The organism is Actinoplanes utahensis, from assembly GCF_016862455.1.
In the GTDB taxonomy this organism is placed as follows: Bacteria; Actinomycetota; Actinomycetes; order Mycobacteriales; family Micromonosporaceae; genus Actinoplanes; species Actinoplanes utahensis.
In genome coordinates this window covers 39,193-63,573 of the sequence record NZ_BOMZ01000090.1, presented here as the reverse complement: position 1 = coordinate 63,573, position 24,381 = coordinate 39,193, and the positions used below count along the sequence as shown (strand labels likewise).

General features: G+C 72.2%; 21 protein-coding genes and 1 pseudogene. 10 read left to right on the top strand and 12 right to left on the bottom strand.

Annotation, left to right across the window (positions count from 1 at the left end; genetic code table 11):
* The first annotated feature begins 28 nt into the window (after positions 1-28).
* From Aut01nite_RS32270 to Aut01nite_RS32260, 3 genes are read left to right on the top strand one after another with little or no spacing between them, the layout of a single operon-like run.
* Complete coding sequence (locus Aut01nite_RS32270) at positions 29-1,237, top strand: sedoheptulose 7-phosphate cyclase (RefSeq protein WP_052163606.1); 1,209 nt, start codon at positions 29-31, stop codon at positions 1,235-1,237.
* Complete coding sequence (locus tag Aut01nite_RS32265) at positions 1,234-1,806, top strand: NUDIX domain-containing protein (RefSeq protein ID WP_043524506.1); 573 nt, start codon at positions 1,234-1,236, stop codon at positions 1,804-1,806. The genes Aut01nite_RS32270 and Aut01nite_RS32265 overlap by 4 nt, the downstream gene beginning before the upstream one ends.
* Complete coding sequence (locus tag Aut01nite_RS32260) at positions 1,803-2,801, top strand: isopenicillin N synthase family dioxygenase (protein ID WP_043524508.1); 999 nt, start codon at positions 1,803-1,805, stop codon at positions 2,799-2,801. The genes Aut01nite_RS32265 and Aut01nite_RS32260 overlap by 4 nt, the downstream gene beginning before the upstream one ends.
* A gap of 21 nt (positions 2,802-2,822) precedes the next feature.
* Here the strand turns inward: Aut01nite_RS32260 and bla are convergent.
* The 4 genes and pseudogenes from bla to Aut01nite_RS43865 all read right to left on the bottom strand — a co-directional run bounded on the left by bla (position 2,823) and on the right by Aut01nite_RS43865 (position 5,573).
* Positions 2,823-3,760 (bottom strand): annotated as a pseudogene (bla, locus tag Aut01nite_RS44940) (class A beta-lactamase).
* A gap of 173 nt (positions 3,761-3,933) precedes the next feature.
* Positions 3,934-4,440 carry a nuclear transport factor 2 family protein gene (locus tag Aut01nite_RS32245; RefSeq protein WP_052163608.1) on the bottom strand — a complete coding sequence of 169 codons (507 nt, stop codon included), beginning with the start codon at positions 4,438-4,440 and terminating at the stop codon, positions 3,934-3,936.
* Positions 4,441-4,566: 126 nt separating this feature from the next.
* A complete protein-coding gene (locus Aut01nite_RS32240) occupies positions 4,567-5,376 on the bottom strand; it encodes an MFS transporter (protein WP_236642659.1) in 810 nt (269 codons plus the stop codon).
* A gap of 29 nt (positions 5,377-5,405) precedes the next feature.
* Positions 5,406-5,573, bottom strand: a complete 168-nt coding sequence (locus Aut01nite_RS43865; protein WP_236642660.1) for a hypothetical protein — start codon at positions 5,571-5,573, stop codon at positions 5,406-5,408.
* A gap of 62 nt (positions 5,574-5,635) precedes the next feature.
* Here Aut01nite_RS43865 and Aut01nite_RS32235 point away from each other — a divergent pair, with 62 nt between their 5' ends.
* Positions 5,636-6,652, top strand: a complete 1,017-nt coding sequence (locus Aut01nite_RS32235; RefSeq protein ID WP_043524509.1) for a helix-turn-helix transcriptional regulator — start codon at positions 5,636-5,638, stop codon at positions 6,650-6,652.
* A gap of 15 nt (positions 6,653-6,667) precedes the next feature.
* Here Aut01nite_RS32235 and Aut01nite_RS32230 read toward each other — a convergent pair whose 3' ends face one another.
* From Aut01nite_RS32230 to Aut01nite_RS32220, 3 genes are all read right to left on the bottom strand, one after another.
* The gene (locus Aut01nite_RS32230) at positions 6,668-7,591 is read right to left on the bottom strand and encodes a hypothetical protein (protein ID WP_152628650.1); all 924 of its coding nucleotides are present in this window, start codon (positions 7,589-7,591) and stop codon (positions 6,668-6,670) included.
* Between the two features lie 244 nt (positions 7,592-7,835).
* Positions 7,836-9,281, bottom strand: a complete 1,446-nt coding sequence (locus Aut01nite_RS32225; protein ID WP_043524512.1) for a glycoside hydrolase family 43 protein — start codon at positions 9,279-9,281, stop codon at positions 7,836-7,838.
* A gap of 347 nt (positions 9,282-9,628) precedes the next feature.
* A complete protein-coding gene (locus Aut01nite_RS32220; RefSeq protein WP_161790622.1) occupies positions 9,629-10,411 on the bottom strand; it encodes a sigma 54 modulation/S30EA ribosomal C-terminal domain-containing protein in 783 nt (260 codons plus the stop codon).
* A 780-nt stretch (positions 10,412-11,191) separates the two neighbouring features.
* Between Aut01nite_RS32220 and Aut01nite_RS32215 the strand changes: the two genes are divergently transcribed.
* A complete protein-coding gene (locus Aut01nite_RS32215; RefSeq protein ID WP_236642661.1) occupies positions 11,192-12,769 on the top strand; it encodes a beta-1,3-glucanase family protein in 1,578 nt (525 codons plus the stop codon).
* A 113-nt stretch (positions 12,770-12,882) separates the two neighbouring features.
* Here the strand turns inward: Aut01nite_RS32215 and Aut01nite_RS32210 are convergent, their stop codons facing one another.
* Entirely contained in the window at positions 12,883-14,511 is a 1,629-nt protein-coding gene (locus Aut01nite_RS32210) for a methyl-accepting chemotaxis protein (protein ID WP_152628651.1), read from the bottom strand.
* 257 nt (positions 14,512-14,768) lie between these two features.
* Here Aut01nite_RS32210 and Aut01nite_RS44460 point away from each other — a divergent pair, with 257 nt between their 5' ends.
* From Aut01nite_RS44460 to Aut01nite_RS32200, 3 genes are all read left to right on the top strand, one after another.
* Positions 14,769-14,891 (top strand): hypothetical protein, encoded by a 123-nt coding sequence (locus Aut01nite_RS44460; protein ID WP_268871700.1) that lies wholly within the window; start codon positions 14,769-14,771, stop codon positions 14,889-14,891.
* Between the two features lie 226 nt (positions 14,892-15,117).
* Positions 15,118-15,435, top strand: coding sequence for a hypothetical protein (locus tag Aut01nite_RS32205; RefSeq protein ID WP_152628652.1), 318 nt, complete (start codon positions 15,118-15,120; stop codon positions 15,433-15,435).
* A gap of 126 nt (positions 15,436-15,561) precedes the next feature.
* Entirely contained in the window at positions 15,562-19,248 is a 3,687-nt protein-coding gene (locus Aut01nite_RS32200; RefSeq protein WP_043524519.1) for a SpoIIE family protein phosphatase, read from the top strand.
* A gap of 17 nt (positions 19,249-19,265) precedes the next feature.
* On the opposite strand, the gene Aut01nite_RS32195 is transcribed toward Aut01nite_RS32200, so the two are convergent.
* From Aut01nite_RS32195 to Aut01nite_RS32180, 4 genes are all read right to left on the bottom strand, one after another.
* The gene (locus Aut01nite_RS32195; RefSeq protein WP_043524521.1) at positions 19,266-20,645 is read right to left on the bottom strand and encodes a M20/M25/M40 family metallo-hydrolase; all 1,380 of its coding nucleotides are present in this window, start codon (positions 20,643-20,645) and stop codon (positions 19,266-19,268) included.
* Positions 20,646-20,783: 138 nt separating this feature from the next.
* A complete protein-coding gene (gene chrA / locus Aut01nite_RS32190; protein ID WP_052163616.1) occupies positions 20,784-22,187 on the bottom strand; it encodes a chromate efflux transporter in 1,404 nt (467 codons plus the stop codon).
* Positions 22,188-22,207: 20 nt separating this feature from the next.
* Positions 22,208-22,639, bottom strand: coding sequence for a chromate resistance protein ChrB domain-containing protein (locus tag Aut01nite_RS32185; RefSeq protein ID WP_043524523.1), 432 nt, complete (start codon positions 22,637-22,639; stop codon positions 22,208-22,210).
* The gene (locus Aut01nite_RS32180; RefSeq protein ID WP_236642662.1) at positions 22,636-23,124 is read right to left on the bottom strand and encodes a Chromate resistance protein ChrB; all 489 of its coding nucleotides are present in this window, start codon (positions 23,122-23,124) and stop codon (positions 22,636-22,638) included. The genes Aut01nite_RS32185 and Aut01nite_RS32180 overlap by 4 nt, the downstream gene beginning before the upstream one ends.
* Before the next feature lie 119 nt (positions 23,125-23,243).
* Between Aut01nite_RS32180 and Aut01nite_RS32175 the strand changes: the two genes are divergently transcribed.
* Positions 23,244-23,648: a hypothetical protein gene (locus Aut01nite_RS32175; protein ID WP_043524524.1), complete on the top strand. Its 405-nt coding sequence runs from the start codon at positions 23,244-23,246 to the stop codon at positions 23,646-23,648.
* Positions 23,649-23,813: 165 nt separating this feature from the next.
* Positions 23,814-24,380, top strand: coding sequence for an alpha/beta fold hydrolase (locus tag Aut01nite_RS32170; RefSeq protein ID WP_052163618.1), 567 nt, complete (start codon positions 23,814-23,816; stop codon positions 24,378-24,380).
* Position 24,381 lies beyond the last annotated feature (1 nt).

The following is a 24,381-nucleotide window of genomic DNA, read 5'->3' as shown; positions in this document are numbered from 1 at the left end:
ATTCTTCTCACGGGGAAAGGCCATCGACATGGATGGGCTACACGTCACCGGACCGCAAGCGAGCCCGCACTGGCGGATCAGCGCCAGCCGCACCGTCAGCTACGAGGTACGCCTCAGCACCGACCTGCTGGACCCGAGCGATGACACCCTCGCCGACGCCGGGGCCGATCCCGTCGCCCCCAGCCGGCGCCGGCTGCTCGTCGTGGACGCCCGGGTGAACACGCTCTTCGGCGACCGGATCCGCGACTACATGGACGCCCAGGCCATGACGTACGAGATCTGCGTGCTCGACGCCGACGAACGCGGCAAGACGATGGACGCCGTCTTCCAGGTGGTGGCCGCCATGGACGCGTTCGGTGTGTCGCGCCGCCGGGAGCCGGTCCTCGCCATCGGCGGTGGCGTGCTGAGCGACATCGTCGGCCTGGCCACCAGCCTGTACCGCCGGACCACACCGTACGTACGGGTCCCCACCACGCTGATCGGCATGGTGGACGCGGGCATCGGCGCCAAGACCGGGGTCAACTTCCATCAGCACAAGAACCGGCTCGGCACCTACCACCCGTCCGCGGTCACCCTGATCGACGCCACGTTCCTGCGCACCCTGCCGGTCCGGCACCTGCGCAACGGTCTCGCCGAAGTGCTCAAGATCGCCCTGGTCAAGGACGCCCCGCTCTTCGACGTGCTGGAGCGGCACGGCACCCGCCTGATCGCCGAACGCATGCAGACTCACGACAGCGCCGACCGTGGCGCGGCGACGCTGGCCGTCATGCGCCACGCCATCCACGACATGCTCGGCGAGTTGCAGCCGAACCTGTGGGAGCACCGGCTCGACCGGATCGCCGACTTCGGGCACACCTTCTCCCCGGCGATCGAGATGCACGCCCTGCCGGACCTGCTGCACGGCGAGGCGGTCGCCGTCGACATGGCGCTGAGCACCGAACTGGCCCACCACCGGGGCCTGCTGTCGGCCGCCGACCGGGACCGGATCCATCGCGTGATCACCGACCTGGGCCTGCCCACCTGGCACCCGGTCTGCTCCCCCGGCCTGCTCGCCGAAGGGCTCGCCGACACCATCCGGCACCGTGACGGCCGGCAGCGGGTCCCGCTCACGGTCGGCATCGGCCGGGCCCGGTTCGTCGACGACCTGACGTTGGCGGAGATCGACGAGGCGCTGGCCACGTGCCAGCCGCCCGGCGGGGCCCCGGCCGGCCGGCTCGCCCGCATGGTGGGCGCATGACGGACCGGGTCGGCACACCACCACCGGTACGGCGGCTCGACGGGCGCACCGTCTACCGGAACCCGTGGATGACCGTGCGCGAGGACCGGATCGAACGCGCGGACGGCAGCCACGGCATCTACGGTGTCGTCGACAAACCCGACTTCGCGCTGGTCATCCCCGCCGAGAACGACGGCTTCCACCTGGTCGAGCAGTACCGGTACCCGGTCGGGGACCGCTGCTGGGAGTTCCCGCAGGGCTCCTGGTCGGTGCCGGCCGGCGGCGACCGGTCGCCGCACGCGCTGGCCGCCGCCGAACTGCGCGAGGAGACCGGCCTGGTCGCCACCCGCATCGAACATCTCGGCCGGATCCATGTCGCGTACGGCTACGCCAGTCAGGGCTGTCACGTCTTCCTGGCCACCGGCCTGGAGTCCGGCCCCACCCGGCGGGAGGCGAGCGAAGCCGACATGGTGCACCGCTTCGTGCCCGCCGCCGAACTCACCGAGATGGTCCACGACGGCCGGTTCCGCGACGCCGCGTCCCTGGCCGCGCTGACCCTGCTGACACTTGCGAAAGGGGCAACCCGATGACCACCGACATCCCCACCCTGGACCTGCACGAGTGGCGGTCCGCCGACACCGCCGCCCGGGCCCGGATCTGCGCGGCGCTCGACACGGCCCTCCGGCAGACCGGCATGTTCCTGCTCGCCGGCCACGACGTGCCGATCGAACTGACCCGGCGGATGCGGTCCACCGGGCTGGCGTTCATGAGGCTCCCCAGCGAGCAGAAGCGGCGGTACGCGGTCCGCGGCCCGTACGACAACGGGTGGCGTGAGCTGGGCACCATGCAGGCCAGCGCCCTCGACGGCGTGGACGGCGGGGGCGCCATGAGCATGTCCGACGCCCCGGACCTGCACGAGGCGTACCACATGGGCCCGAGCCACCGGACCGGCGACGACCGCTTCGACCGGCTCTACTACCCGGCGAACAGGTGGCCCGGCGAGGTACCGGACCTCCGCGAGACCGCCGTGGCGTACAGCGGGGAGATGACCCGGATCGCGCTGACCGTGCTCGAGGTGCTCGCCGAGACGCTGGGCCTGGACGCCGACTACTTCACCCGCCGCTCCCAGCGCGCCACCTGGACCCAGAACATCAACTGGTACCCCTCCCTGTCCAGCCTCGGCGGGGTGGAGGAGGGCCAGATGCGGGTCGGCCCGCACACCGACTTCGGCACCATCACCCTGCTCGACCGGCAGCAGGGAGTCGGCGGGCTGGAGGCCTGGAACGAAGAGGACGGCTGGTTCCGGCCCCCGTTCGAACCCGGCACCCTGGTGGTCAACCTCGGCGACATGATGAACCAGTGGACCGACGGCCGGTGGCGGGCGCTGCGCCACCGCGTCCAGGCCCCGCCCGGAAGCGACCCCGACGAGGAGCTGGTCTCGCTCGTCTACTTCTTCGAATCCGACCCCGACACCCTGGTCGAGCCGCTGCCGGCGCCGATCGGCGGCGGTGCGGGAATGCAGCCGGGCATCGCCGGCGAGACCATCCTGGAGAAGTGCGGGGTCACCCTCACCCTGACGGACTGACGGCCGGGGCCGATCCTTCACTCAGGTGAGTCTGTCCAGGACGTACCCGGCGGCCTGGGCGACGAGAGCGTCGGAGGGCTCGGTGTCGCGGCCCGCGCGGCTCGACATGATGGAGACGATGACCGGATCGGCCGGCTTCGAGGGCCAGACGACGGCGATGTCGTTCGCGATGCCGTAGAAGCCGCCGGTGCCGGTCCGGTTGGCCACGGTCCAGCCGGGCGGCACGACGGAGCGGATCCGGTTCTTGCTGGAAGCCGCCCAGTCGGCGCGTTCCATCAAGTCACGCAGGTAGGCGCGGGCGTCGTCGGTGAGCGCGCCGCCGACGACGATCTTCTGATAGTCCGTGCCGATGGCCCGCGCGGAGGTCGTGTCGCGCTGGTCGCCGGGTCCCCGGTCCTTCCACAGCGCCGGCTCGGTCCGCGCGGACAGCGTCACCGTGTCGCCGAGTGTCCGCAGGTAGGCCGCCAGCCCGGCCGGCCCGCCGATCTGGCGCAGGAGGAGGTTGCCGGCGGTGCCGTCGCTGTAGCGCAGCGCGGCGTCGCACAACTCGCCGAGGGTCATCCCGGTGGCCACCCGCTCGCGGGTCCGGACCGAGTTCTGCCAGTTCGGCTTCACGTCGGCCCGGGTGAACCGGATGCGCCGGCCCAGCTCGGACAGGGGGTGGTGTGCAGGACCGCGGCGGCTGCCAGGCCCTTGAACGCCGAGCAGAAAGGGAAGCGGTCGTCCGCCCGGTGGGCGACGGTGACACCGCTGCCGGTCGCCGTCGCGAACACTCCCAGCCGGGCTCCGAACGTGCGCTCCAGTTCGAGGAGCCGGCCGTGACGTTCCGCCGGGGCGGAGGGCGCGAGGGAGGGGCCGCGGCTCGGTGTCGGCGACGGCGCGGCCGCCTTCTCGGCCGGCCGGTCGCAACCCGCCAGCAGCAGTGCCGCAGCCCCGATCGCGGCCCGCCGGGTGATCATCGTCCACGGCCTTCCGCGGGGGTGGCCGCCGGCACGTGACCGGACGGCCCTTCGGCGACCGGCCGGAAGCTGCTCGAGCGGCATCGCCGCAACACATCGATGATCATGCCAGGCAATCTACAAGAAGTGGACGAGCAACCGTCCTCGTTCCTGTGAAGGGCCGGCGAGGATTCCTATCGAGGCGTCACTCTCGGCATGATCCGCTGTTCCCCGGTGGTGGCCATCGAGTGCAACATGCCGCCGGCGAGCGGGATCAGCCGGGCCAGCCCGGCTTGCCCGTTGCGCCGGGCCAGCTCGGGGCCGAGACGGGTCATCAGCAGGGTGAGCGCCGGCAACGGCCGGACGTAGAGGGTGATCTCGGTGATCAGGCCGTCGTCGCCCAGGCGCAGCCGCTGAGCTTCGTAGAGCCGGGTCGCGCCGATCCTCGCCTCGTAGAAGAGCGCCGCGGTACGGCCCTCGGCGACCTGGTCGGTGTAGGTGAGGTCGTCGATGGCGGCCAGGGCCACCTCGAGCAGGGTGCGCACCTGGCGATGGCCCCGGAAGGTGAACTGCTCGGTGATCGGCGAGACCAGCGTGACGTCGGGGCTGAGAGCGGCGACCGCACCGGCGGCGTCACCGGCCTCGCCGGCGGTCCGCCATGCGGTGACGGCGTCGAAGGGCTGAACCTCGGAGACTCCCATGCCTGTCGTGATGGTGCGGGGCCGGCTCCGGTGTCACCCGAGCGCTGCCACGATGATGACCACGTCGGTCAATACCCTCATTCCCCACCACACCTTCCTTCGGGTACGCCCACCGGGCGGCCGCGGTCAGCCGTGGAGGCCGGCGCGATGGGCGTACCCGAGAGGTCTCCGAATGTCAGGGCAGCGCCGTACCGGGCTCGGGGGTCGCGGCGGTGCGCGGCAGGGCGAGCATCGCGACGGCGGCCAGAGCACCGACGCGGCCAGTCCGGCGGTGAACGGGCGTACCGCCAGCAGCGCCGGGTCCAGGATCGGCTGTCCGCCGCGTGCCGCGACGTGCCGCTCGTACGCCACGAATCCGGCGAGCAGTCCCAGGCCGGACGCCAGCAGAACCCAGCCCCACCAGGGCCGGCCCCAGTCCCGGCCCTGCACCAGGGGCAGCAGCACCAGTACGACGGCGACCGCGGACAGTACCGCGCCGGTGACGTCCGGGCGGGTGCGCACGGCTGCGCTGGACCCGGGCAGCACCCGGATGCCCAGAACCAGGGCGACGACGGCGACCGGGATGTTGATCCAGAAGACGGTGCGCCGGCCCAGGCCCCACAGGTCCGCCTCGACCAGCGCGCCGCCGAGCAGCGGGCCCGCGACCGCGGCCAGCCCCTGCACCGCCCCGTACGCTCCGAACGCCTTCGCCGTGGCGGCCGGCGGGAACGAGGACCGGATGATCCCGAACACCTGCGGAACCATGAAGCCGCCCGCCAGGCCCTGCACCGCCCGCAGGGCGATCAGCGCATCGGCGGTGGGGCTGAGCGCGCAGGCCGCGGACGCGACGGCGAAACCGGCCAGGGAGATCAGGAAGACCCGCCGGCGACCGTACGCGTCACCGATGCGCCCGCCGGGGATCAGGCCGGATCCGAGGGCGAGGGTGTACGCGGCCACCGTCCACTGCAGTTGCGCCTGGCTTGCATTCAGGTCGGCGGCGCGATGCCGGGGGCGGCGACCGTGACGATGGTGACGTCGAGCAGGTCCATGAACGACGCGAACAGGACGACCAGCAGGGCGGTCGACGCCCGCCGGCCGGTGAGGGCCGGCGGGCGGTGCGGGGAGATCCCGGCGGAGGGATGGTGAGTGCTCATGCCGGCAGCGTGGCAACCATGGCGGTCACCCGCTGACCGCCATGTCTGCCATCGTGGTTTCCGTGGCCGACACCTCCGCACGAATCCTGCGCCTGCTGTCCCTGCTCGAAGCGCGCGTCGAGTGGCGCGGCGCCGAGCTCGCCGACCGGCTCGGCGTGTCGGCCCGGACGTTGCGGCGGGACGTCGACACCCTCCGCGAGCTCGGCTATCCCGTCAACGCCGTGATGGGGGCCGGTGGTGGTTACCGGCTCGGCGCCGGGGGCCGGCTGCCGGCTCTCGTCCTCGACGACGACCAGGCGATCGCGATCGCCCTGGCGCTGCAGACCGCCCCGGCCACGGTGACCGGGATCGACGACGCCGTCACCCGCGCGCTCACCACCCTGCGGCAGGTCATGCCGGCCCGGCTGCGCGCGGCGACCGAGGCGTTCGAGGTCACCTCGCTGCGCAACTACTGGGACTTCGCGGCGGCCCCCGTCGACGTGGCCACGCTGCGGACGGTGGGCGCCGCGATCCGTACCACCCGGGTGTTGTCCTTCGACTACCACGACCGGGACGGCGCCGTTCCCGATCCCGGCCACCCCGGTTTCCGCCCGCCCCGCCAGGTCGAGCCGCATCACCTGGTCGTCTGGGCCGGCCGCTGGTACCTGATCGCCCGCGACCACCGGAACCGGACCTGGCACACCTACCGGGTGGACCGGATCCGGCCCCGTACCTCCGGCGGCGTGGTCTTCACCCCGCAGCCCCTCACCCGCGACGACCTGACCCGGCTGGTGGTGCAGAACCCGGACCGCGGCGACACACCCGGGCAGTGGCAGTACGTCGGCTCGGCGGTCCTGCACCTGCCCGCCGCCGTCGTCGCCCGCTGGGCCCCGGGCGGTTCCGTCGTCGAACCCGTCGGCGCCGACCGCAGCAGGCTCACCCTCGCCGGCTGGTCGTGGGCCGGGATCGCGGGTCTGCTCATCACCTTCGACAGCGACCTGAGCGACGTCGAGCCCCCGGAGCTCCGCGCCACGATGAACCGGATCGCTCAGCGCCTCGGCCAGCCCGCCCTCGCCGACTCCGGCGCTCGTTCGGCTTAGATGGTTCTGCTCGCCCTACCAGCGGATACGCGATCGCCGAAGCCCGCCACCCCGCCGGCGGACGGTGTCGACGATGACGGCCAGGCCGGGCAGGGCGCCCAGCAGCACGATCAGCGGTGCCGGCCAGGTACGGATGCGGGGTGACACACCGCGGGCGAGGGGCTGGGTGCCGTACTCGGTGATGTCGCAGGTGACGCGATAGGAGCCCGCGGAGGGTACGGCGAACACCGCCACCCACACCTCGGACGTGCCGTCGTGACTGCCGTCGACCGGGACCGTGAGCGGTACCGCCGGTTCGCCGGTGCGGCCGGGGCCGGTGATCCGGCAGTCGGGGGTCTCCTTGACGGAGTCGCGGCGGATGATGCCGTACCGGCCGGCTGACGGCGCCCGCACGACGGCGTCGCCCGGGACGTAGCCGCCGTGGTTCGGGCGACCGTGCAGCACCGCGACGTCGGTGGCGGGAAGGATCACCAATCCACCGCAGGCGGCCAGCACGGCTCCGGCGACGTACGGCAGGCCGCCCAGCGGCCGATCCCGCACGTACAGTCCCGCCCCGTAGCCGGCGGCCCCGCCCACCACCGCGGCGGGCAGCACGAGGAACTCGTCCACGCCGGCCGGATCGGGCAACGGGACGGCCCACCGGTAGGTGAGCAGCGACAGTGCCAGGTACAGCGCGCCGGTCAGGGTGGCCGCCAGCACGGCCGAGGCGAAGCCGGCGAGGGTGCGCCGCCGGCCGGTCCTCGCCGTCCACCGGGCCGCCGCGACGGCACCGGCCAACGGCATCGTCATCCGCGTCCACCCGAACGTGTCGTCGCCCCGCGGCGGCACTTCGATGATCATGGCGTTGGCGAGGATCGCCACCGGAACCGCCAGCAGGAACAGCACGGCCCAGACCGGCAGGCCCGGCAACGCCTTCCGCACCACCTGTCCTACGGCCACGGGCGCCACCGATCTCTCCCACCGAACGCGACGAGGCTCCGGCACGCCGAGGAGCCGCCCGGTTCCGGCGTCACGGTCCTCGAGGTCTCGGGAAACGCTGATCCGTGCGTGTTCGATGTTAGGCGGCGACCGGGGTGATTTCGGCGATTCGCGTCGGTCGCCGTTCGTGCGGTGACACAGCGACCGACATCAGCCGGGTGCTGCGCCGTCACGGCTCGGCACCCGGCTGCTGTCGGTCCGTTTCTCAGGCGATGGACCAGCGCTGCGCGTTGTTGCCGGTGCAGGTCCACTGCCGTACCTCGGCGCCGTTGGTGGTGCCGAAGTTGAAGTTGTCCAGGCACAGGCCGCTGTGCCGGTTCTGCAGAGTGGAGTACCCGCCGCCGACCGGGGTGACCTTCCACTGCTGGACGGCCAGGCCGTTGCAGGTCCACTGCTGGACCACGGAGCCGGCGGCGGTGGCCCAGTCCTTGTCGTCCAGGCACAGGCCGCTGTGCTGGTTGCTGATGGTGACGTAGCCGTCGGCGGCCGGGATCAGGGTCCAGTCCTGCACGGCGGCGGTGTTGCAGGCCCACTGCCGGACCTCGGCGCCGGGTGCGGTCACGAAGTTGTAGTCGTCGAGGCAGAGGTTGCTGTGCTGGTTGCGGATCCCGACCGGTGCCGAGTTCTCGCCGGCCGGTGCGGGCAGGACGGTGGAGGTGGCGACGGGCACGCCCAGGTTCGGGGTGCCGTCGGCGTTCCAGGAGATCTTCTGCACCCGGGTGGTACGGGTGGTGCCGCAGCCGTGCGACGCCGAGGCGTTGGCGTGGTAGGCGATCCAGGTCTCGGTGCCGTCGGGTGAGGTGAAGAACGAGTGGTGACCCGGCCCGAACACCCCTGCGGCGTCGTTGCGCTGGAAGAGCGGGTCGGCGAACTTGGTCCAGGACGCCTGCGCGAGGGGATCGCCGCCGCGGTACTCCAGCATGCCGATCTTGTAGTTGGGGCCGTTGCAGTGGCTGGCCGAGTAGGTGAGGAAGGTGCGCCCGTTGCGCTGGATCGCGAAGGAGCCCTCGTTGACGGCGCCGTTCTGGGTCTCCCAGGCCAGCGTCGGCGCGGAGATGCGACTGCCGAAGCCGGCGGCGGTGTACGGGTTCGCCATCGGGGCGATGTACAGCGACTGCAGTCCGTCGCCGTGGAACGCCGAGAAGGTCATGTACAGGGCGTTGCCGAGCCGGATCGGCGCGGCGTCGATGGCCCAGCCGTTGTTCGGCATCAGGTTCAGGATGCCGCGGATCGTGTACGGGCCCATCGGGTCGGCGCCGGCGCTCTCCGCGACGTGGGTGCGGCGGGGCGCGCCGGCCTGTTCGACCGAGTAGTACAGGTACCACCGGTTGCCGATCATCTCGAGGTGCGGCGCCCACATGGTGGCGCCGCCGGTGCGTACGACCACCTGCTCGGGGGCGTTGCGCAGGCCGGCGATGGTGGCCGAGCGCCGCATGACGACATCGGCGGACCACGTCGTGGCGACGTAGTGGTAGAAGCCGTTGTGGTACGTCAGGGTCGGGTCGGCGCTGTTGGGCACGTCGACGACCGGGTTGGTGAAGGTCGGGCCGGGAGCGGCCTGCGCCGGCGCGGGACCGGCCACGGCGGCCAGGCAGAGACCGAGTAGTGCCGCGGCGGCGAGGGACAGCGCCCTGCGCATGAACTCCAGCATGGATCCTCCTTGGCGGAAGAAGGTTCTTCAGCGGCCTGGGTTAGCGTTAACAATCTCGCGCGCACGCCGATGGGCGGCCTGAAGCGTTGAAGGCTTGCATGTCTCCCGACCGTCGAGGCCCAGAGATGGCCCAGGACGAGCGGTTCCGGTCAACGAGAGCCGACCATCATGTTTCGAGAATGTTATCGCTCTCAACACTGAGGTCAAGGGGTCTCATCGATTCCGCCGGCTGGGAGCGCTTCCCCTTCGCGGAAGGGCCGAGGGGACGCCTGACACGGAGCCGCGTTCGCCCGGGCGCACAGGGTCCGGCAGGGCGCCCGGTGGTCCAGCGGTGCCGGCGTCGCGTCTCACCACACCGGCGTGAGCAGCCCGAACTGGCCGTCGAAACGTCGGTACAGCACCCGGCCCCGTCGACTGCGCGGATCGGTGAAGAACAGGAACCGCCGGTCGGGGGCCGCGTTGAGCAGTTGCATCGCCCGGACCGCCGGCATCGGCACCGCGGGCCATCGCTGGACGGTCAACGGCACGGTGCAGCCGGCGGGCACCGGCGCGGGCACGGACCGGTGCAGGCTGTAGCCGGTCGGGCCGTCCCGGTAGACGATGGCGTCCGTGCCGGTGCCGGCGTCCACGAACAGGTGGAACGGGTAGTCCCGCAGGTCCATGGCGAACGCCGCCGAATCCGGGGTCTGCACGGCGAGGTGGAATTCCTTCATCCGCACGATGCGCCCGGCGGCGGTCCGCGGGCCGGCCAGGCCGACCGGGTTCTGCGGGTACGGCGAACACCATTCGCCGGGGACGAACCCGACGTCGCCGCACCGTTCGGCGGCCAGGTGCTGGTCGAGGCGTCGCAGTCGCTGCAGGAGGCCGGCGCCGGTCTGATCGGCCGCCTCCCGCACGCTTGGCGCGGCCGTCTGCACCCGGACCATGCGCTCGCGGACGGCCACGTTGATCTGCATCACCACCACCGGCGGGAGGTCGTCGTGCCCGCCGTACGGGCTCAGACGTGCCCTGGGGTGCTCCACCGTGTGGTCGACAGTGCTCAGCACTCCCCCGACGGCATGTCGGGCATATGCCGACTCCTCGGCGGTGACCGCACCGACCACGGTGACGGTGGGTCGTTCTCGTGTCATGTTGCGGAGAGCCGACATGCGCCGTCCTCTTGACGAGAGAAATCCTGGTAACAGGTCTGCCGACGGCTCGGGCCGGCGTCTCCCGCCGGAACGGCGGCGTGTGGGAACCAGGCCGCTGTCCCGGCCCGTCACCGGAGCGAGCCACCCGAACACTACCCACCATCGGCCCTGCCGGGACAGAGCCGATCGGCCCTACCCCGGCCGGTGAGGCGACATCCGGGCCCGATGCCCACGGTGCGCCCGCCGGCCGGCGGGCGCACCTGCGGCTCTGACGGTCCCGGGCCGCGGTGGCGTCGGATTGAGGAGACGCCGAACTCGTCCTTCATCACCCGGGCGACCGGCGAATCCGGCCGCTGCCGCCGCACGCCGTCGGCGTGACCGTCGACGGCGTGCGGCGGCAGCTCCGGCAGCGGTCCGGGTAGGGCGAGGCCAGGTTCTCGCCCACCGCGAACAAGAGGTACGTGGCGCGGCCCCTGGTACGGGGCAGGCCGTCACCAGGTCGCCGGGCTCTCGGCGGGTACGAGTTGCCGGGTCCGGGCCGAGGACGGATCAACGACGCGGTATTTCAGTACGAAACATTTACGACTTTCGCCGTTGACAGCAGTTAACAATCCGAACAATGCTGTGAGAGCGCTCTCACTCCGAGCCGGGCGAGGGCGTCGGCGAACACGTCACGCCCCCGTGACCGCTCCCCCGTCGCCGCCATCCGCCACGCGGCCGCTTCCCCGAGGTCCACCGCGTGTGCCTGGACGAATGTGAGGTGTCGGCTTGCGTACCCGAATGAGATGGCTGACCGCCGTCGCCGCGCTCGCGGTCGCGGCGCCGATCGCAGCCGTGACGACGCCCGCCGCGGCGGCCTCGCCCGCCGTGCTCCCGATGACCGTCACCAACAACACCGGCCGCGGCGACGCCGTGTTCCTCTACGTGATCGGCACCATGAACGGACGGTGGGGTCACGTGAACAGCGGTGGGGCCTTCACGCCCTGGCCGGCCGGTGGCAACCCGCCCGTGCCCGCCCCGGACGTGGCGATGGCCGGGCCCGGCAACGGCGGCACCACGACGATCCGCATCCCGAAGGGCCTGTCCGGCCGGGTCTACATGGCCATGGGCGACAAGATCAAATTCTTCGTCACCCCGGACGGTTTCGTCCAGCCCGCACCGTGGGCGCCCGGCGACCCGAACTACAACGTCCTCTTCGACACCAGCGAGTTCACGTTCAACGACGCGGGCCTGTGGCTGAACAGCTCGCAGGTCGACTTCTTCGGCATCCCGCACGCGGTCACGGTGACCAACGGCGCCGGGCAGACCAAGCGCACCGGCGACGTCGTCGCCGACGGCCGCAACAAGGTCATCGACGCCGTCAAGGCCCAGCCGGGCTGGCAGGACTCGGTCATCACCCGCGCCGACGGTACGGTCCTGCGGGTGCTCGCGCCGGGCAAGGCGACCGACGCCGGCAAGTTCCCCGCGAACTACCTGGACGCCTACATCAACTCGGCGTGGAACGCGTACACCAGCAAGACCTTGACCGTCGTTCCTCGCCAGAACGAGCCGAACCGCCGGTTCTTCGGCCGGACCGTGGGCACCACGATGCGCTTCACCGACAGCACCGGCGCCGAGGTCGCCACCGTCGACAAACCCACCACCGCGAACGTCTGGGGCTGCGACGGCGTCTTCAACGCCCCGAACGTGGCGCCGTTCATCCAGAGCGAAGTGCGCCGGACCATCTGCACCGCCCTGGTACGTGGCACGCTCGGCCAGTCCACGGTGGAGCCGGTCTACGACGCGAACCAGTTCTACAAGAACAGCGCGCCGAACCACTACTCCCGGATCATCCACGCCAACATGGTCGACGGCAAGGCGTACGGCTTCGCCTACGACGACGTCGGCGGTTTCGAGTCGCTGGTCCACGACGGCGACCCGCAGCAGGCCGGAATCGTCATGAGCCCGTTCGGCGCCGGCGGGAACCCGCCGGTCACCGGCAACCGGATCCTCAGCAACTGGAACAACAAGTGCGTCGACGTCGCCAACGCCAACTTCGCCGACGGGGTGCCGTTGCAGGTGTGGACCTGCAACAACACCGCCGCGCAGGCGTGGACGTTCAGCAACGGCGCCATCGGTACGCGAAACGACAAGTGCATGGACGTCGCCTGGGGTTCCCGGGACAACGGCGCGGTCATCCAGCTCGCCACGTGCAGCGGCAACGCCGCACAGCAGTTCGTGCTCAGCGCGGCCGGCGACCTGGTCAACCCGCAGTCCGGCAAGTGCGTCGACATCGCGGCGTGGAATCCGGACGACGGCGCCCGGCTGCACCTCTGGGACTGCGTCGGCGGCGCGAACCAGAAATGGCGCCGAGGCTGAACCCCTCGGGCGGTGGCGGGCGCGAGCCCGCCACCGCGGCGCTCCCCGGCGCCCCGCTGATCCGTCCGGGTGACGGCGTCAGATCGGAAAGCGGATCCGTCCGGGTGGAGGCGTCAGATCCGGAAGCCGGCCACCAGCGACTGGAGATCACTGGACATGCGGGCCAGCTCCACGGTGGCCCGCTGTGACTCGGTGACGCCTTCCGTGGTGCGCCGCGCCGCCGCGGCCAGGGAGTCGATGCTGCCGGCGATGTCACCGACACCACTGGCGGCCTCACCGACACCGCGGTTCATCTCACTGGTCGTCGCGGTCTGCTCCTCGACCGCGGAGGCGATCGTGGTCTGGTAGTCGCTGATCCGGGTGATCACTTCGGTGATGCCGGCGATCGCGGTGATGGCGGTCGCGGTGTCGGCCTGGATCGCGGCGACCCGGGCCTCGATGTCACTGGTGGCCCGCGCCGTCTCCTGGGCGAGGTCCTTGACCTCGCTGGCCACGACGGCGAAGCCCTTGCCGGCGTCACCGGCCCGGGCCGCCTCGATCGTGGCGTTCAGCGCCAGCAGGTTCGTCTGCTCGGCGATCGACGTGATCATCTTGATGACGTTGCCGATCTCCGCGGACGACTCGCTCAGTTTGGTGACGGTGTGGTTCGTGGCCTCTGCCGCGGCGACCGCCTCCCCGGCGACCTCGGCGGCCCGGTTGGCGTTCTCGGCGATCTCGCGGATCGACGCGCCCATCTCCTCCGACCCGGCCGAGACGGTGTGCACGTTGCGGGTCACGTCCGAGGCGGCGTCCGACACCGTCACGGCCTGGGTGCTGGTCTCCGCGGCGCTCGCGGAGATCTGGGTGCTCGTCCGCGCCAGCCCGTCGGCCGCCGCGGCGACCTCCTGAGCGGTCTGCCGGACGCCGGAGAGCATGGCGCCCAGGGACTTCTGCGCCCGCCCCAGCGACTGCGCCATCAGGCCGATCTCGTCCATGCTGGGCACGGCCGCGGTGACACCGAGGTCGCCGTCGGCCATCGCGTCGAGGGATGCCTTCACCTGCCGCATGGCACGGCGGATCGCCCGGGCCACGATGAAGGCCAGCGTCAGCGCGACGAGCAGGCCCACCCCGAGGGCGACGACGAGGGTACGGGTGCCGGCCGACGCCTCCCGGGCGGCCTCGTCGGCGAGCCCCGTCGCGTGCTGGTTCAGCTCCACCTCGAGGGCGTCCAGGTCCTTCACGAAGACGGCGATCAGGGGGACGCTGACCTCGTTCAGGACGGTCTCGAAACCGGTGCCGCCGCCGTTGGCGAGCGCGGCCGGGACGATCTGCTCGTCCCGGGCCTTCTCCCACGCCGCGTAGTGGGTGAGGAAAGGCTGCCAGTTCTGCATCCGAGCGCCTTCGGTGGCGGCGAACTGGTCGATCACCTTCTGGATTCCGGCGTCGTTGTCGGCCAGCTTCTTGACCCACTCGTCCTTGGCCTTCGGCGACCGCACGCCGGACATGTTGCCGACGATCTGCCGGATGACCACCTGCTTGATGTGGATCTGCCCGCGCAGGTAGACCGGCCCCCGCTGCCACTCGGCGAGGCGGGTGTTCTGCGCGGCGAGGTCGCGCATCGACGACACCGCCAGCATGCCGGACCCGGCCGCCACGACGGCGAGCAGAGCGACGATCGCCAGGATCTTGGTCTGTACGCCGAGGTTGGCGGCGCGGCTGAACATGGAGTGTCTGGCGGGCGGGGCGATGGGTTCGGCCGGCACGGGAATTCTTTCCTCCGTCACTCTCGCAGACACGGTCCTTGCTCCTCGGCGGGCGGTCCGGGCCCGGCCGCACCGAGGTGGCTAAGGTCCGATCGGCAGCTAGGGCCGGAAACTGAGGCCGGGTCGTACCGCCGAGGTCCGGATCGCCCGGACCGGGCCGATCCGCGCGGCGCGGGCGAGGCCGTCATCGCCGCCCTGCCCGCGGGCGTCGAGTCCCGGGGACGTGGTAGAAAGGCACGCCCAAGATCGGGGGATTGATGTCCGAGGCACTGATCGTCTGCGAGAGCCTGGTCCGCATCTTTCAGACCGGTTCGATCGAGGTGCAGGCGTTGCAAGGGCTGGACCTGGTCGGGACGCGTCCGGGCCGTCCCCGCGCGTGAGCGTGGACAGTGCCGCCTACCGGAGGCTGCTCGCGGACACCCCTGCCCCGGCTGCCCGCGCTCGCCACCTCGGGGGCCGACATTCCGGCGCCGGCCCGGTCACCGGCGGGGCATGTCCGGACCGGGGACTCGCTGAAGCCCTCCCGGGACGGGGCTCCGGCTCCCACCCTCCCGGGCGGTCGGGATCGCGCCGCCGGCGGCCGGGGCGCCGGAGCGGTGGCAGACGTTGAGCCGGCTGCGGACCCTCGGTCTGCGGACTGGTGAGGCCCGGCGCGTGGCCGCCGGCGAGTTGTCGCCGCCGGCGCTGGTGGCCGCGGTCGGTGGCCCGTTGCCGGGGGTGCGGCCGGCCCGGTTCACGCTGGGCCCGTCGGGTCTGCACCTGCTCACCGGCCAGGCCGACGGCCCGGTCCCGGTCGTGCCGTGGGCGTCGATCGCCCTGGTGGGTGTGCTGTTCCCGGCCATGGTGCCGGTGGTGGTCGCGGCGGAGGCCGCCGCCCGGCGCCGCAAGCGGCTGGCCGAGGTCCTGCGGGTCGGTGGCGCGTGACATCCTTGGCACACGCGTGCCGCGACTCCGTGACGAGGTGGGGCGTTGGGCAGATCGGATGGCGACGGATCAATGCATGATCAACCTGGTGGCTTCGCCCCGGTCCCCCGTGGGTAGCGTGAACGCGTGACGGACGATCTCTTCGCCGGTGGCGGCGCCATGGGGCGCCTGATGAGCCGGCTCGACTGGGCGGCCACCGATGTCGGTCCGGTGGAGACCTGGTCGCAGAGCATGCGGGCGGCTGTCCGGATTGTACTTTCCTCCCGCTATCCGATGCTTCTGCTGTGGGGACCGGATTACACCCAGCTCTACAACGACGCCTACTCCGCGCTGATCGGTGACAAGCATCCGGACGCGCTGGGCGGCGATGTCCGGGTGACGCTCGCCGAGGGCTGGGCCGTCCTGGAGCCGCTGATCGCCGACGCCAAGGCGACCGGCGTGGCCAGCTGGGTGCCGGCGCTGCAGCTGGCACTGGATCGCTCCGGCTACCGCGAGGAGGCGTACTTCAGCGTCTCCCACGCGCCCGCCCGCGACGACGACGGCACCACCGCGGGCATCCTCACCGTGTGCAGCGAGGTCACCGAGCAGGTGGTCGGCGAACGCCGGCTGCGCCTGCTGCGCGACCTCGCGGTGCCGGCCGGCGGCCGGACAGCCGACGTCGAGCAGGTCTGCGCCCATCTCTGCGCGGTGATCGGCGAGCACCGGATCGACGTCCCGTTCGCCGCCATCTACCTGCGCGACGGCGCCCTGCTCCGCCGCGCCGCGGCCGTCGGGGCGGACGATGCCGCAACGGTGCTGCCGCCCTTCGTCGACGCGGCCGCGGACGGGTGGCGCCTGCATGTCGCCGCCGGCGGCGAGAGCGTCGACGTGACGGACGTCGCCGAGCGGCTGGCCGTGACCGGAGGTGCCTGGGACGACGCGGTACGCACCGCGGTCGCCGTTCCGTTGCCGTCGGCCGAACGGTCGCAGCCGCTGGGGGTGCTGCTGGCCGGCGTCAGCCCGAGCCGGGGCCTGGACGAGACGTACCGGTCGTTCTTCGAGCTGCTCGCCCAGCAGGTGGCGGTCGCGGTGCGTAACGCTCAGGCGTACCAGGAGGAGCGTGACCGGGCCGCGGCGCTGGCGGAGCTGGACCGCGTCAAGACCGACTTCTTCACCAACGTGAGCCATGAGTTCCGTACCCCGCTGACGTTGATGATGGGCCCCTTGGCCGACGCCCTCGCCGATGCCGGCGAACCGCTCGGGCCGGCCCAGCGGGACCGGACGGAGATCGCCCTGCGCAACGCCGACCGGCTGCTCTCGCTGGTGAACAGTCTGCTGACGTTCTCCAGCGTGGAGGCCGGCCGGGCGCAGCACCAGCCACGGCCGATCGACCTCGCCCGCTACACCGCCGAGCTCGCCGGCGTCTTCCGGGCCGCGGTCGAACGTGCCGACCTGCGGCTGGTGGTGGACTGCCCGCCGCTGCCGCACACGGTGGCCGTCGACCCGCTGAACTGGGAGAAGATCGTCACCAACCTGCTGTCGAACGCGCTCAAGTTCACCTTCGTCGGTGAGATCCGGGTGCGGCTGGAAGCCGGCGCCGGCACGGTACGGCTGACCGTCGCGGACACCGGCATCGGGATCGCCGCGAAGGATCTGCCGCATCTGTTCGACCGCTTCCACCGCGTCCGGGGTGTGCAGTCCCGCAGCCACGAGGGCAGCGGCATCGGTCTGGCGCTGGTCCGCGAACTGACCCGGCTGCACGGCGGCGAGGTGACCGTCGAGAGCACTCCCGGCGTCGGCACCACCTTCACGGTGACCGCGCCGCTGGTCGAGGCCACGACCGCGGAACCGCTGCCGGACATGTCGGCGGCGCAGGCCGCGGCCCGGGAGGCGGCCGGCTGGCTCGACGTCCCCCATGCCGTCGTCCCGCCGGGCGCCGTCGAGCCGATGCCGGCGGCGGCGGACCCGGCGCGGATCCTCGTCGCGGACGACAACAGCGACATGCGCTCCTACCTGAGGCGGCTGCTCAGCGGGCAGGGCTGGCAGGTGGAGCTCGTCCCCGACGGGCGCGCGGCACTGGAGGCGATCCAGCGGTTCCCGCCGGATCTGCTGCTCACCGACGTGATGATGCCGCGTCTGGACGGCTTCGCCCTGGTCCGGGCGGTACGCGCCGACGAGGCGACGCGGGCGCTCCCGGTGGTCATGCTGTCCGCCCGGGCCGGCGACGAAGCAGGCGTCGAGGGTCTGGAGGCCGGCGCCGACGACTACGTGGTCAAGCCGTTCACGGCGGCGGAGCTGGTGGCACGGGTCCGCAACACCCTGCGGCTGGCCCGGGTCCGCGCCGTGCACACCCGGCAGCTGTCCGTGCTCGCCGACACCGCCGCGGTGATAGCGTCCGGCCGGGCCCTCGAGGAGGCGTTCCAGGCCGTCACCGAGCAGGCGCAGGGCCTGCTGGAGGGCATCGGCGCCGAGGTCGTGGTCGACGGCGGCGCCGGCCGTGCCGCGCTGCGGTTCACCTCCGGCGCGGCTCGCCCGCCCACCGACGGGGCCGGCACGGTACGCGCGACGATCCGCGGCCGCGACGGCGAGCGGATCGGCACGCTCACCGTGCTGATCGGCCCGGCGCGCCGGGCCGGTGCTCAGGACCGGGACCTGCTCGAGCCGATGGCGACCATGCTCGCCTCGCTGGCGCAGACCGGCTGGCAACCCGACCACGACCGCCGGCTGGTGCTGACTCTGCAGCAGAGCGCCCTGCCGGAGGATCTGCCCACCCTGGACGGTTTCGACCTGCAGGCGGCCTACCGGCCGGCGGCCGGGCGGGCCGGCGGCGACTGGTACGACGTCGTGGTGCTGCCGGGCGGCGGCGCCGTGCTCAGCGTCGGTGACGTGGCCGGCCACGGGCTGGGCGCCGCGGTGACGACCGGTCAGATCCGCAACGCGGTCCGGGCGTACGCGGTGGAGGACGCGGCGCCGGCGGCCATCGTCACCCGGGTGGCGGCACTGCTCGCCCGCCTCGGCACGCCCCGGACGGCCACCCTGTTCGTGCTTCATCTGCGCCCGGACACCGGGGACCTCACCTGGTGCAGTGCCGGGCATCCCACCCCGGTGTACTCCGGCCCGCGACAGGACACTCGCCTGATGGACGGGATCGTCGGGCCACCGCTCGGTCTGCGCGGGGCGTCGTACCGGCAGAACGACGGCCGGCTGCCGCCCGGTGCTCAGCTGCTGCTCTTCACCGACGGCCTGGTCGAGAGCCTCCCGTCCGCCATCGACGACGGACTCGACCGGCTGCAACGGCAGAGCGGGCAGCTGTACGCCGCCGGCGTGTCCCCCGGTGCTCTGCTGGACGCCGTGCTCGCCGACGTGCCCGACCCGCAGCGCGACGACATCGCGGCGCTCGTCCTGCGCCGGCGGCCGGCGCCGGACACGGCCCCCGCGGCCGACGTGCCGGACCTGCACGTCACCTGGTCGTACCCGCTGGACCCGTCGGCGTCGGGCATGCTGCGCCGGGACCTGCGCGCCGCCCTGGGCGACCACACCATCGACTCCGAGCTGCTGTACGACCTGCAGGTGGCCGCGACCGAGGCGGTCAACAACGCGGTGGAGCACGCCCAGCAGCCCAGCCGGCCCGAGGTCGAGGTCGAGTTGCGGGTCGTCGACGGCACGGTCCTCATCGTGGTGCGCGACTTCGGCGGGTGGCGCGCCCGGCCGGCGATCCGCGATCGCGGCCGCGGCGCCCTGCTGATGAGCGCCTACGGCGACGTCCGAGTCGTCCCGACGGCCACCGGGACCACCGTCACGATCGAACGCCGCTGGCAGGCCCCGAGCCGTTGACCCACCCCGGAGCAGCGTCAGACCGCCGGTAGCCGGTCCCAGAAGGCGGCCAGCGTGGCGGCGCCGGCGAGCAGCACGTCGATGGACACCCGCTCGTTGCTGTCGTGCCAGTGGTCCTCCGGCAGGCCGGTGCCGAAGTACACCACCGGTGCGCCGACGCCCTCCGACAGCCAGACCGCCGGGCCGCCGCCGGCATTGCCCATCCGGCCCGCCGGGCGCCCGAAGCCCTCCCCCACGGCCTCCGCCAGAACGGCGACCGCGGGAAGATCATCCGGGGTCCGGTACGGGTCCTGCGCGCTCTCCGGGGACACCGTGAGCCGGTGGCCGAACCGGTCACCGACGGTGTCGGCGACCCACCGCCGCAGCTGCTCGGCGATCTCGGCGCCGGTCTGGTCGCTGACGTACCGGATGCTCAGATCGGCGGTGGCGACCGACGGCACCGCCGCCCGCGACGGCCCGATCGGATCGCCGGCGATCACGCTGGTCACCTCGATGGCCGGCCGTGTCCACAGGCGTTCCAGCACCGTGTACCCGGCCTCGCCGCCCACACTGCGGGTCAGGGACCGCTCCAGCCAGTCGGCGTCGCTGTACGGCAGCGCGGCCAACTCGTCGCGGAACCGCTGCGACGGCTCCACCACACTGTCGTAGAAACCGGGCACGGTGATCCGCCCCTTGTCGTCGTGCAGCGCGGCGAGCAGCCGGCTCATCTCCAGGACCGGGTTGGGCGCCGGCCCGGACACCGCTCCGCTGTGCACGTCCTGCAACGGCCCCATGATCTCCAGCTGCGCCAGCATGGTGCCGCGCATGCTCACGCACACCGCCGGATGGTCGGCACGCCACAGCAGCGTGTCGGAGAAGACGATCAGATCGGCGCCGACCCGGTCGCGGTTGTCCTGCAGCAGCTGCCGCAGGTGCGCCGACCCGGTCTCCTCCTCGCCCTCCACCAGCAGCTTCAGATTCACCGCGGGATGCTGGCGGCCGGTGGCGGCCAGGTGGGCACGGACCGCCCACACATGGGCGAGGGCCTGGCCCTTGGCGTCCGACGCGCCACGCCCGTAGAGGTAGCCGTCGCGGACCGTCGGCTCGAACGGCGCGGTCTCGTCCCACTCCTCGTCCTTCGCGGCGCGTACGTCGTGGTGGCTGTAGATCAGGACCGTGGGGGCCTCCGGGTCCGCGCACCATTCGGCGTACACCGCCGGCCCGTCCTCGGTGTCCCACACCTCCACCGACGGGAAGCCGGTCTCGCGCAACGCCGCGGCGAGCCAGTTCGCCGACCGCCGCAGATCGACCAGATGCTCCGGGACTCCGGCGATCGACGGTATCCGGACCCACTCCGCCAGCTCGGCGACCATCGCGTCCCGATGCTCCGCCAGGTAGTCCCGCACCTTCGTCGTCACTGCTGATCCCCTCCGCCCCGCCGGGGCCACCGTGCTCGGCGGCCGATGATCGGCCCGCCGTCCGGTCCCCCGGCTACCCCGGAACGGAGTCGCTATGCCGACCATCGCTGACATCGGCGGCGCGGGGATGGTCGCGCGTCACACCCCGGGCAGGCCCGCGAGCCCGGCGATCAGGCCGAGCCCGGCGCAGACACCGAGCACCCGCAACACCGACCACTTCCGCCAGAAGATCAGAACCGCTGCGACGACGGCGATGACCAGGGGTACGAGGCGCACGGCACCGAAGTCCGGCACCGTCATGTGCACCGGGCCGGCCTCGACCTCGTGCACCCGGCTGAACAGGGTGTGGACGGCGAAGTAGAGACCCAGGTTGGCGATGACACCGACGACCGCGGCGGTGATGCCGGTCAGCGCCGCCGACAGCGACCGGTTGCCGCGCAGCCGTTCCACGTACGGTGCGCCGAGCAGGATGAACAGGAAGCACGGCACGAACGTCACCCAGGTCGTCAGCAGCGACGCGACGACACCGGCCACCCACGGGTCCAGGCTGCCCGGGTTGCTGTAGGCGCCGAGGAACGCGACGAACTGCACCACCATGATCAGCGGGCCGGGGGTGGACTCGGCGAGGGCCAGGCCGCGGACCATGTCCCCGGCCGACAGCCAGGCGTAGTGTTCGACCGCGCGCTGGGCGACGAAGGCGAGGACGGCGTAGGCGCCGCCGAAGGTGACCACGGCCGTGCCGGAGAAGAACAGCCCCTGCTGGGTGTAGACACTGTCCGTCCCGGTGAACACGGCGAACAGCGCCACCGGGATGAACCAGGCGGCCAGCCCGATCGCCAGGATCGTCGCGGTCCGGCGGCCGGAGGGCCGGTCGTGGTGCAGCGTGTCGTCGGAGATCAGCGGCTCGGGACCGTCCTTGGCGGCGCCGTGGCCGCCGGCGGATTCGACGAGTTCCGGTCGCCGGCGGTGCAGGGCCCACCCGGCGAGCGCGGCCACGGCGACCACGACCGGGAACGGCACCGCGAACACCGCGAGCGACAGGAACGCGAGCACCGCGAAGGCGACCAGGGTGCGGTGGGTCAGGGCCCGGCCCGCGACCCGCCACACCGCCTGGACGACGATGGCCACCACCGCCGGTGCGAGCCCGGCGAACAGGGCGGCCACGACCGTCGTGTCGCCGAAGCCGACGTAGACCGCCGACAGGGCGAGCAGCGCCACGACGCCGGGCAGGACGAACAGGGTGCCGGCGACGAGGCCGCCGCGCAGGCCGTTGAGCAGCCAGCCGACGTAGATCGCCAGCTGCTGGGCTTCCGGCCCGGGCAGCAGCATGCAGTAGTTCAAGGCGTGCAGGAAACGCTTCTGGCCGATCCAGCGGCGCTCGTCGACGAGGTGCCGTTGCATGACGGCGATCTGCCCGGCCGGGCCGCCGAAGGTCTGCAGCGAGATGGCGAACCAGGCTCGCACCGCTTGGCCGAAGGGGACGACGTCACCGGCCGGCACGACGCGTGCGGGTGCGGAGTCGTCGGGTTGGATGGTCGTCACGGTGGTGTTCTCCTGTGCTCTCAGCCCGGGGTTCGGTTCAGCAGTACGGCGCGGCGCTGGTATTCGTAGAGGCCGTCGAAGATCGAGCCGCCGATCGCGAGAACCTGCTCGTCGTCGCAGGTCATCGACAGTCCGCGGAGGATCACGTCCAGCCCCGGGCCCTCCGGCGCGTCGTACCGCTCGTCGGCCAGATCGGCCTCGTGCACGATCTCGGCGATCTTCCACAGCACCGGATCGTGCAGTTCGTAGCGGCGCAGGATCGTCTCGAACGAGCAGTCACCCTGGTGGTGGCCGAGTTCGGCGCCGCGCATGTCGAACGGCGTCGCGTCGGCGGGCACCGCCGTGCGGTCGTCGACGAACACGAACTCCGCCTCGGGATCGATGTGGGTGCGGATCAGCCACGCGCACGCGGCACGGTCGATGTGCACTCCGGCACGGGTGGCCCACTTCATGCCCGCTCCCTCACGGTGACGTCCTTTTCGGCGAGTTCCTGCACCGCGATCCGGGCGGCTTCGCGCTCGGCCGGTGCGAAGTGGTCGCGGTCGGTGATGCGGCGCAGCTCGGCGCGCAGTCTGCGGATCAGGCGGGTCCGTTCCGCCTCGTCGGCGGGAACCGTCGCGGCCTGTTCCATCACGGCCCGGTATTCGGCGGCACGGGCCGCGCGCATGCCGTCGATGACAGCCCGCTCCTGGGCGATGTCACCCGGGGACGCGATCCAGATCATCGCGGCGCCGCCGTTGTCGACGACCTCCTCCGCGATCCAGTCGAGTTGTTCCCGGGACCGGTCGCCGGCGGGCAGGGCGATCAGGCCGTCACCGAGGCGGGCCACGCCGAGGCGCTCCAGCTTGCGCCACACCGCGATGCGGGGCTGCGACGGCTCCCGGGGCATCCGGTACGACAGCAGCACCCACCGTCCGGCGTTCCGCACCCGCTCCACCGGAGCACTGTAACCATGGTTACCGTCGTCATGGAAGGCGGGTCGTCACGCGAGAAAGCAGTGAACTGTCACACCATCGGAGGGACCGTCTCGCGGCGACTGCTGGTTGACTGGACGGTATGACCGCGTACCCGGCCCGGATGCGCCGGCCCGGGCGCTCGGCCCCCGGCGGCCGGGCCGCCATGGTCATGCTCCTGCTGCTTCTCACCGCCGTCGCGTTGTTCCCCGTCGACCGCGACCATCACCACACCGTCGCCTCGCACGACCACCCGCTGACCGCTGCCGCGTGCGTGACGCAGCATCACCACACCGGTGAGCCGGTGCCCGACCACGGGCACCGCCACACGTCCGACGTCGTGTCGAACCTGGCGCCACGTTCCCGCACCGACGCCCCCGACGGCGCCGTCCTCATCGTGACGATCGCCTGCGGCAGTGCGGCGGACTCCCCCGCTCCCCCGTCGAGCGCGGCGCCTCCGGTGCCGGCTGACGTCGATCTCCATCTGCTGGGTGTGCTGCGGGTGTAGGAGGCCTGCGCCCGCACACCCGTCTTCAGGCATCTTCCGATCCCGCCGCACTGTCCGCGTCGCGGTGGCGCCTGCTTCGCATCCGCAGACCAGAGAGACGATCCCGTGTACCCACGACCCGGACGCCGGACCACCCACGCCCACGGAACCCCTGACAACCTTCTCGTGTACGACCGGTGGGGCCGTTACGGCCGGCCCGTCGTGCTGCTGCACGGCCTGCTGTACGACCGCACCATGTGGTGGCCGGTCGCCGCCGACCTCGGCGACTGCTGCGCCGCCGTCGCCGTCGACCTGCCCGGCCACGGCGAGTCCGCGCCCCGCGAGCAGTACCACCTCGATCGGCTCACCCACGATCTGGCGATGCTGATCAGCCGGCTCGACCTGCGGCGGGCGCCGATCCTCGTCGGGCACGCCGAGGCCACGCTGATCGCCGAGTCGTTCGCCGACCGGTACGCCACCCACGCCGTGGTCAGCGTGGGGACGGCGGCAGCCGGCGGCGACGCCCTGGCGGGGGTCCCCGAGTCGTACCGGCAGTTCGCGGTGCCCCGGGACGATCGGGCGCTGCTGGCGGCGTACCGCGAATGCCTGACCGGGCCCGCCGCCCGCGCCCGATCCGCGACGCGGTCCCGGATCAGCGTCGGTGAGGCGCCCCGGGCGCCCCGGCGAGACGGTCTCTTCCCGCACCTGTGCGATCCGGCGGCGTCCGCCGCAACGCTCCGGAAACTGTGCTGAT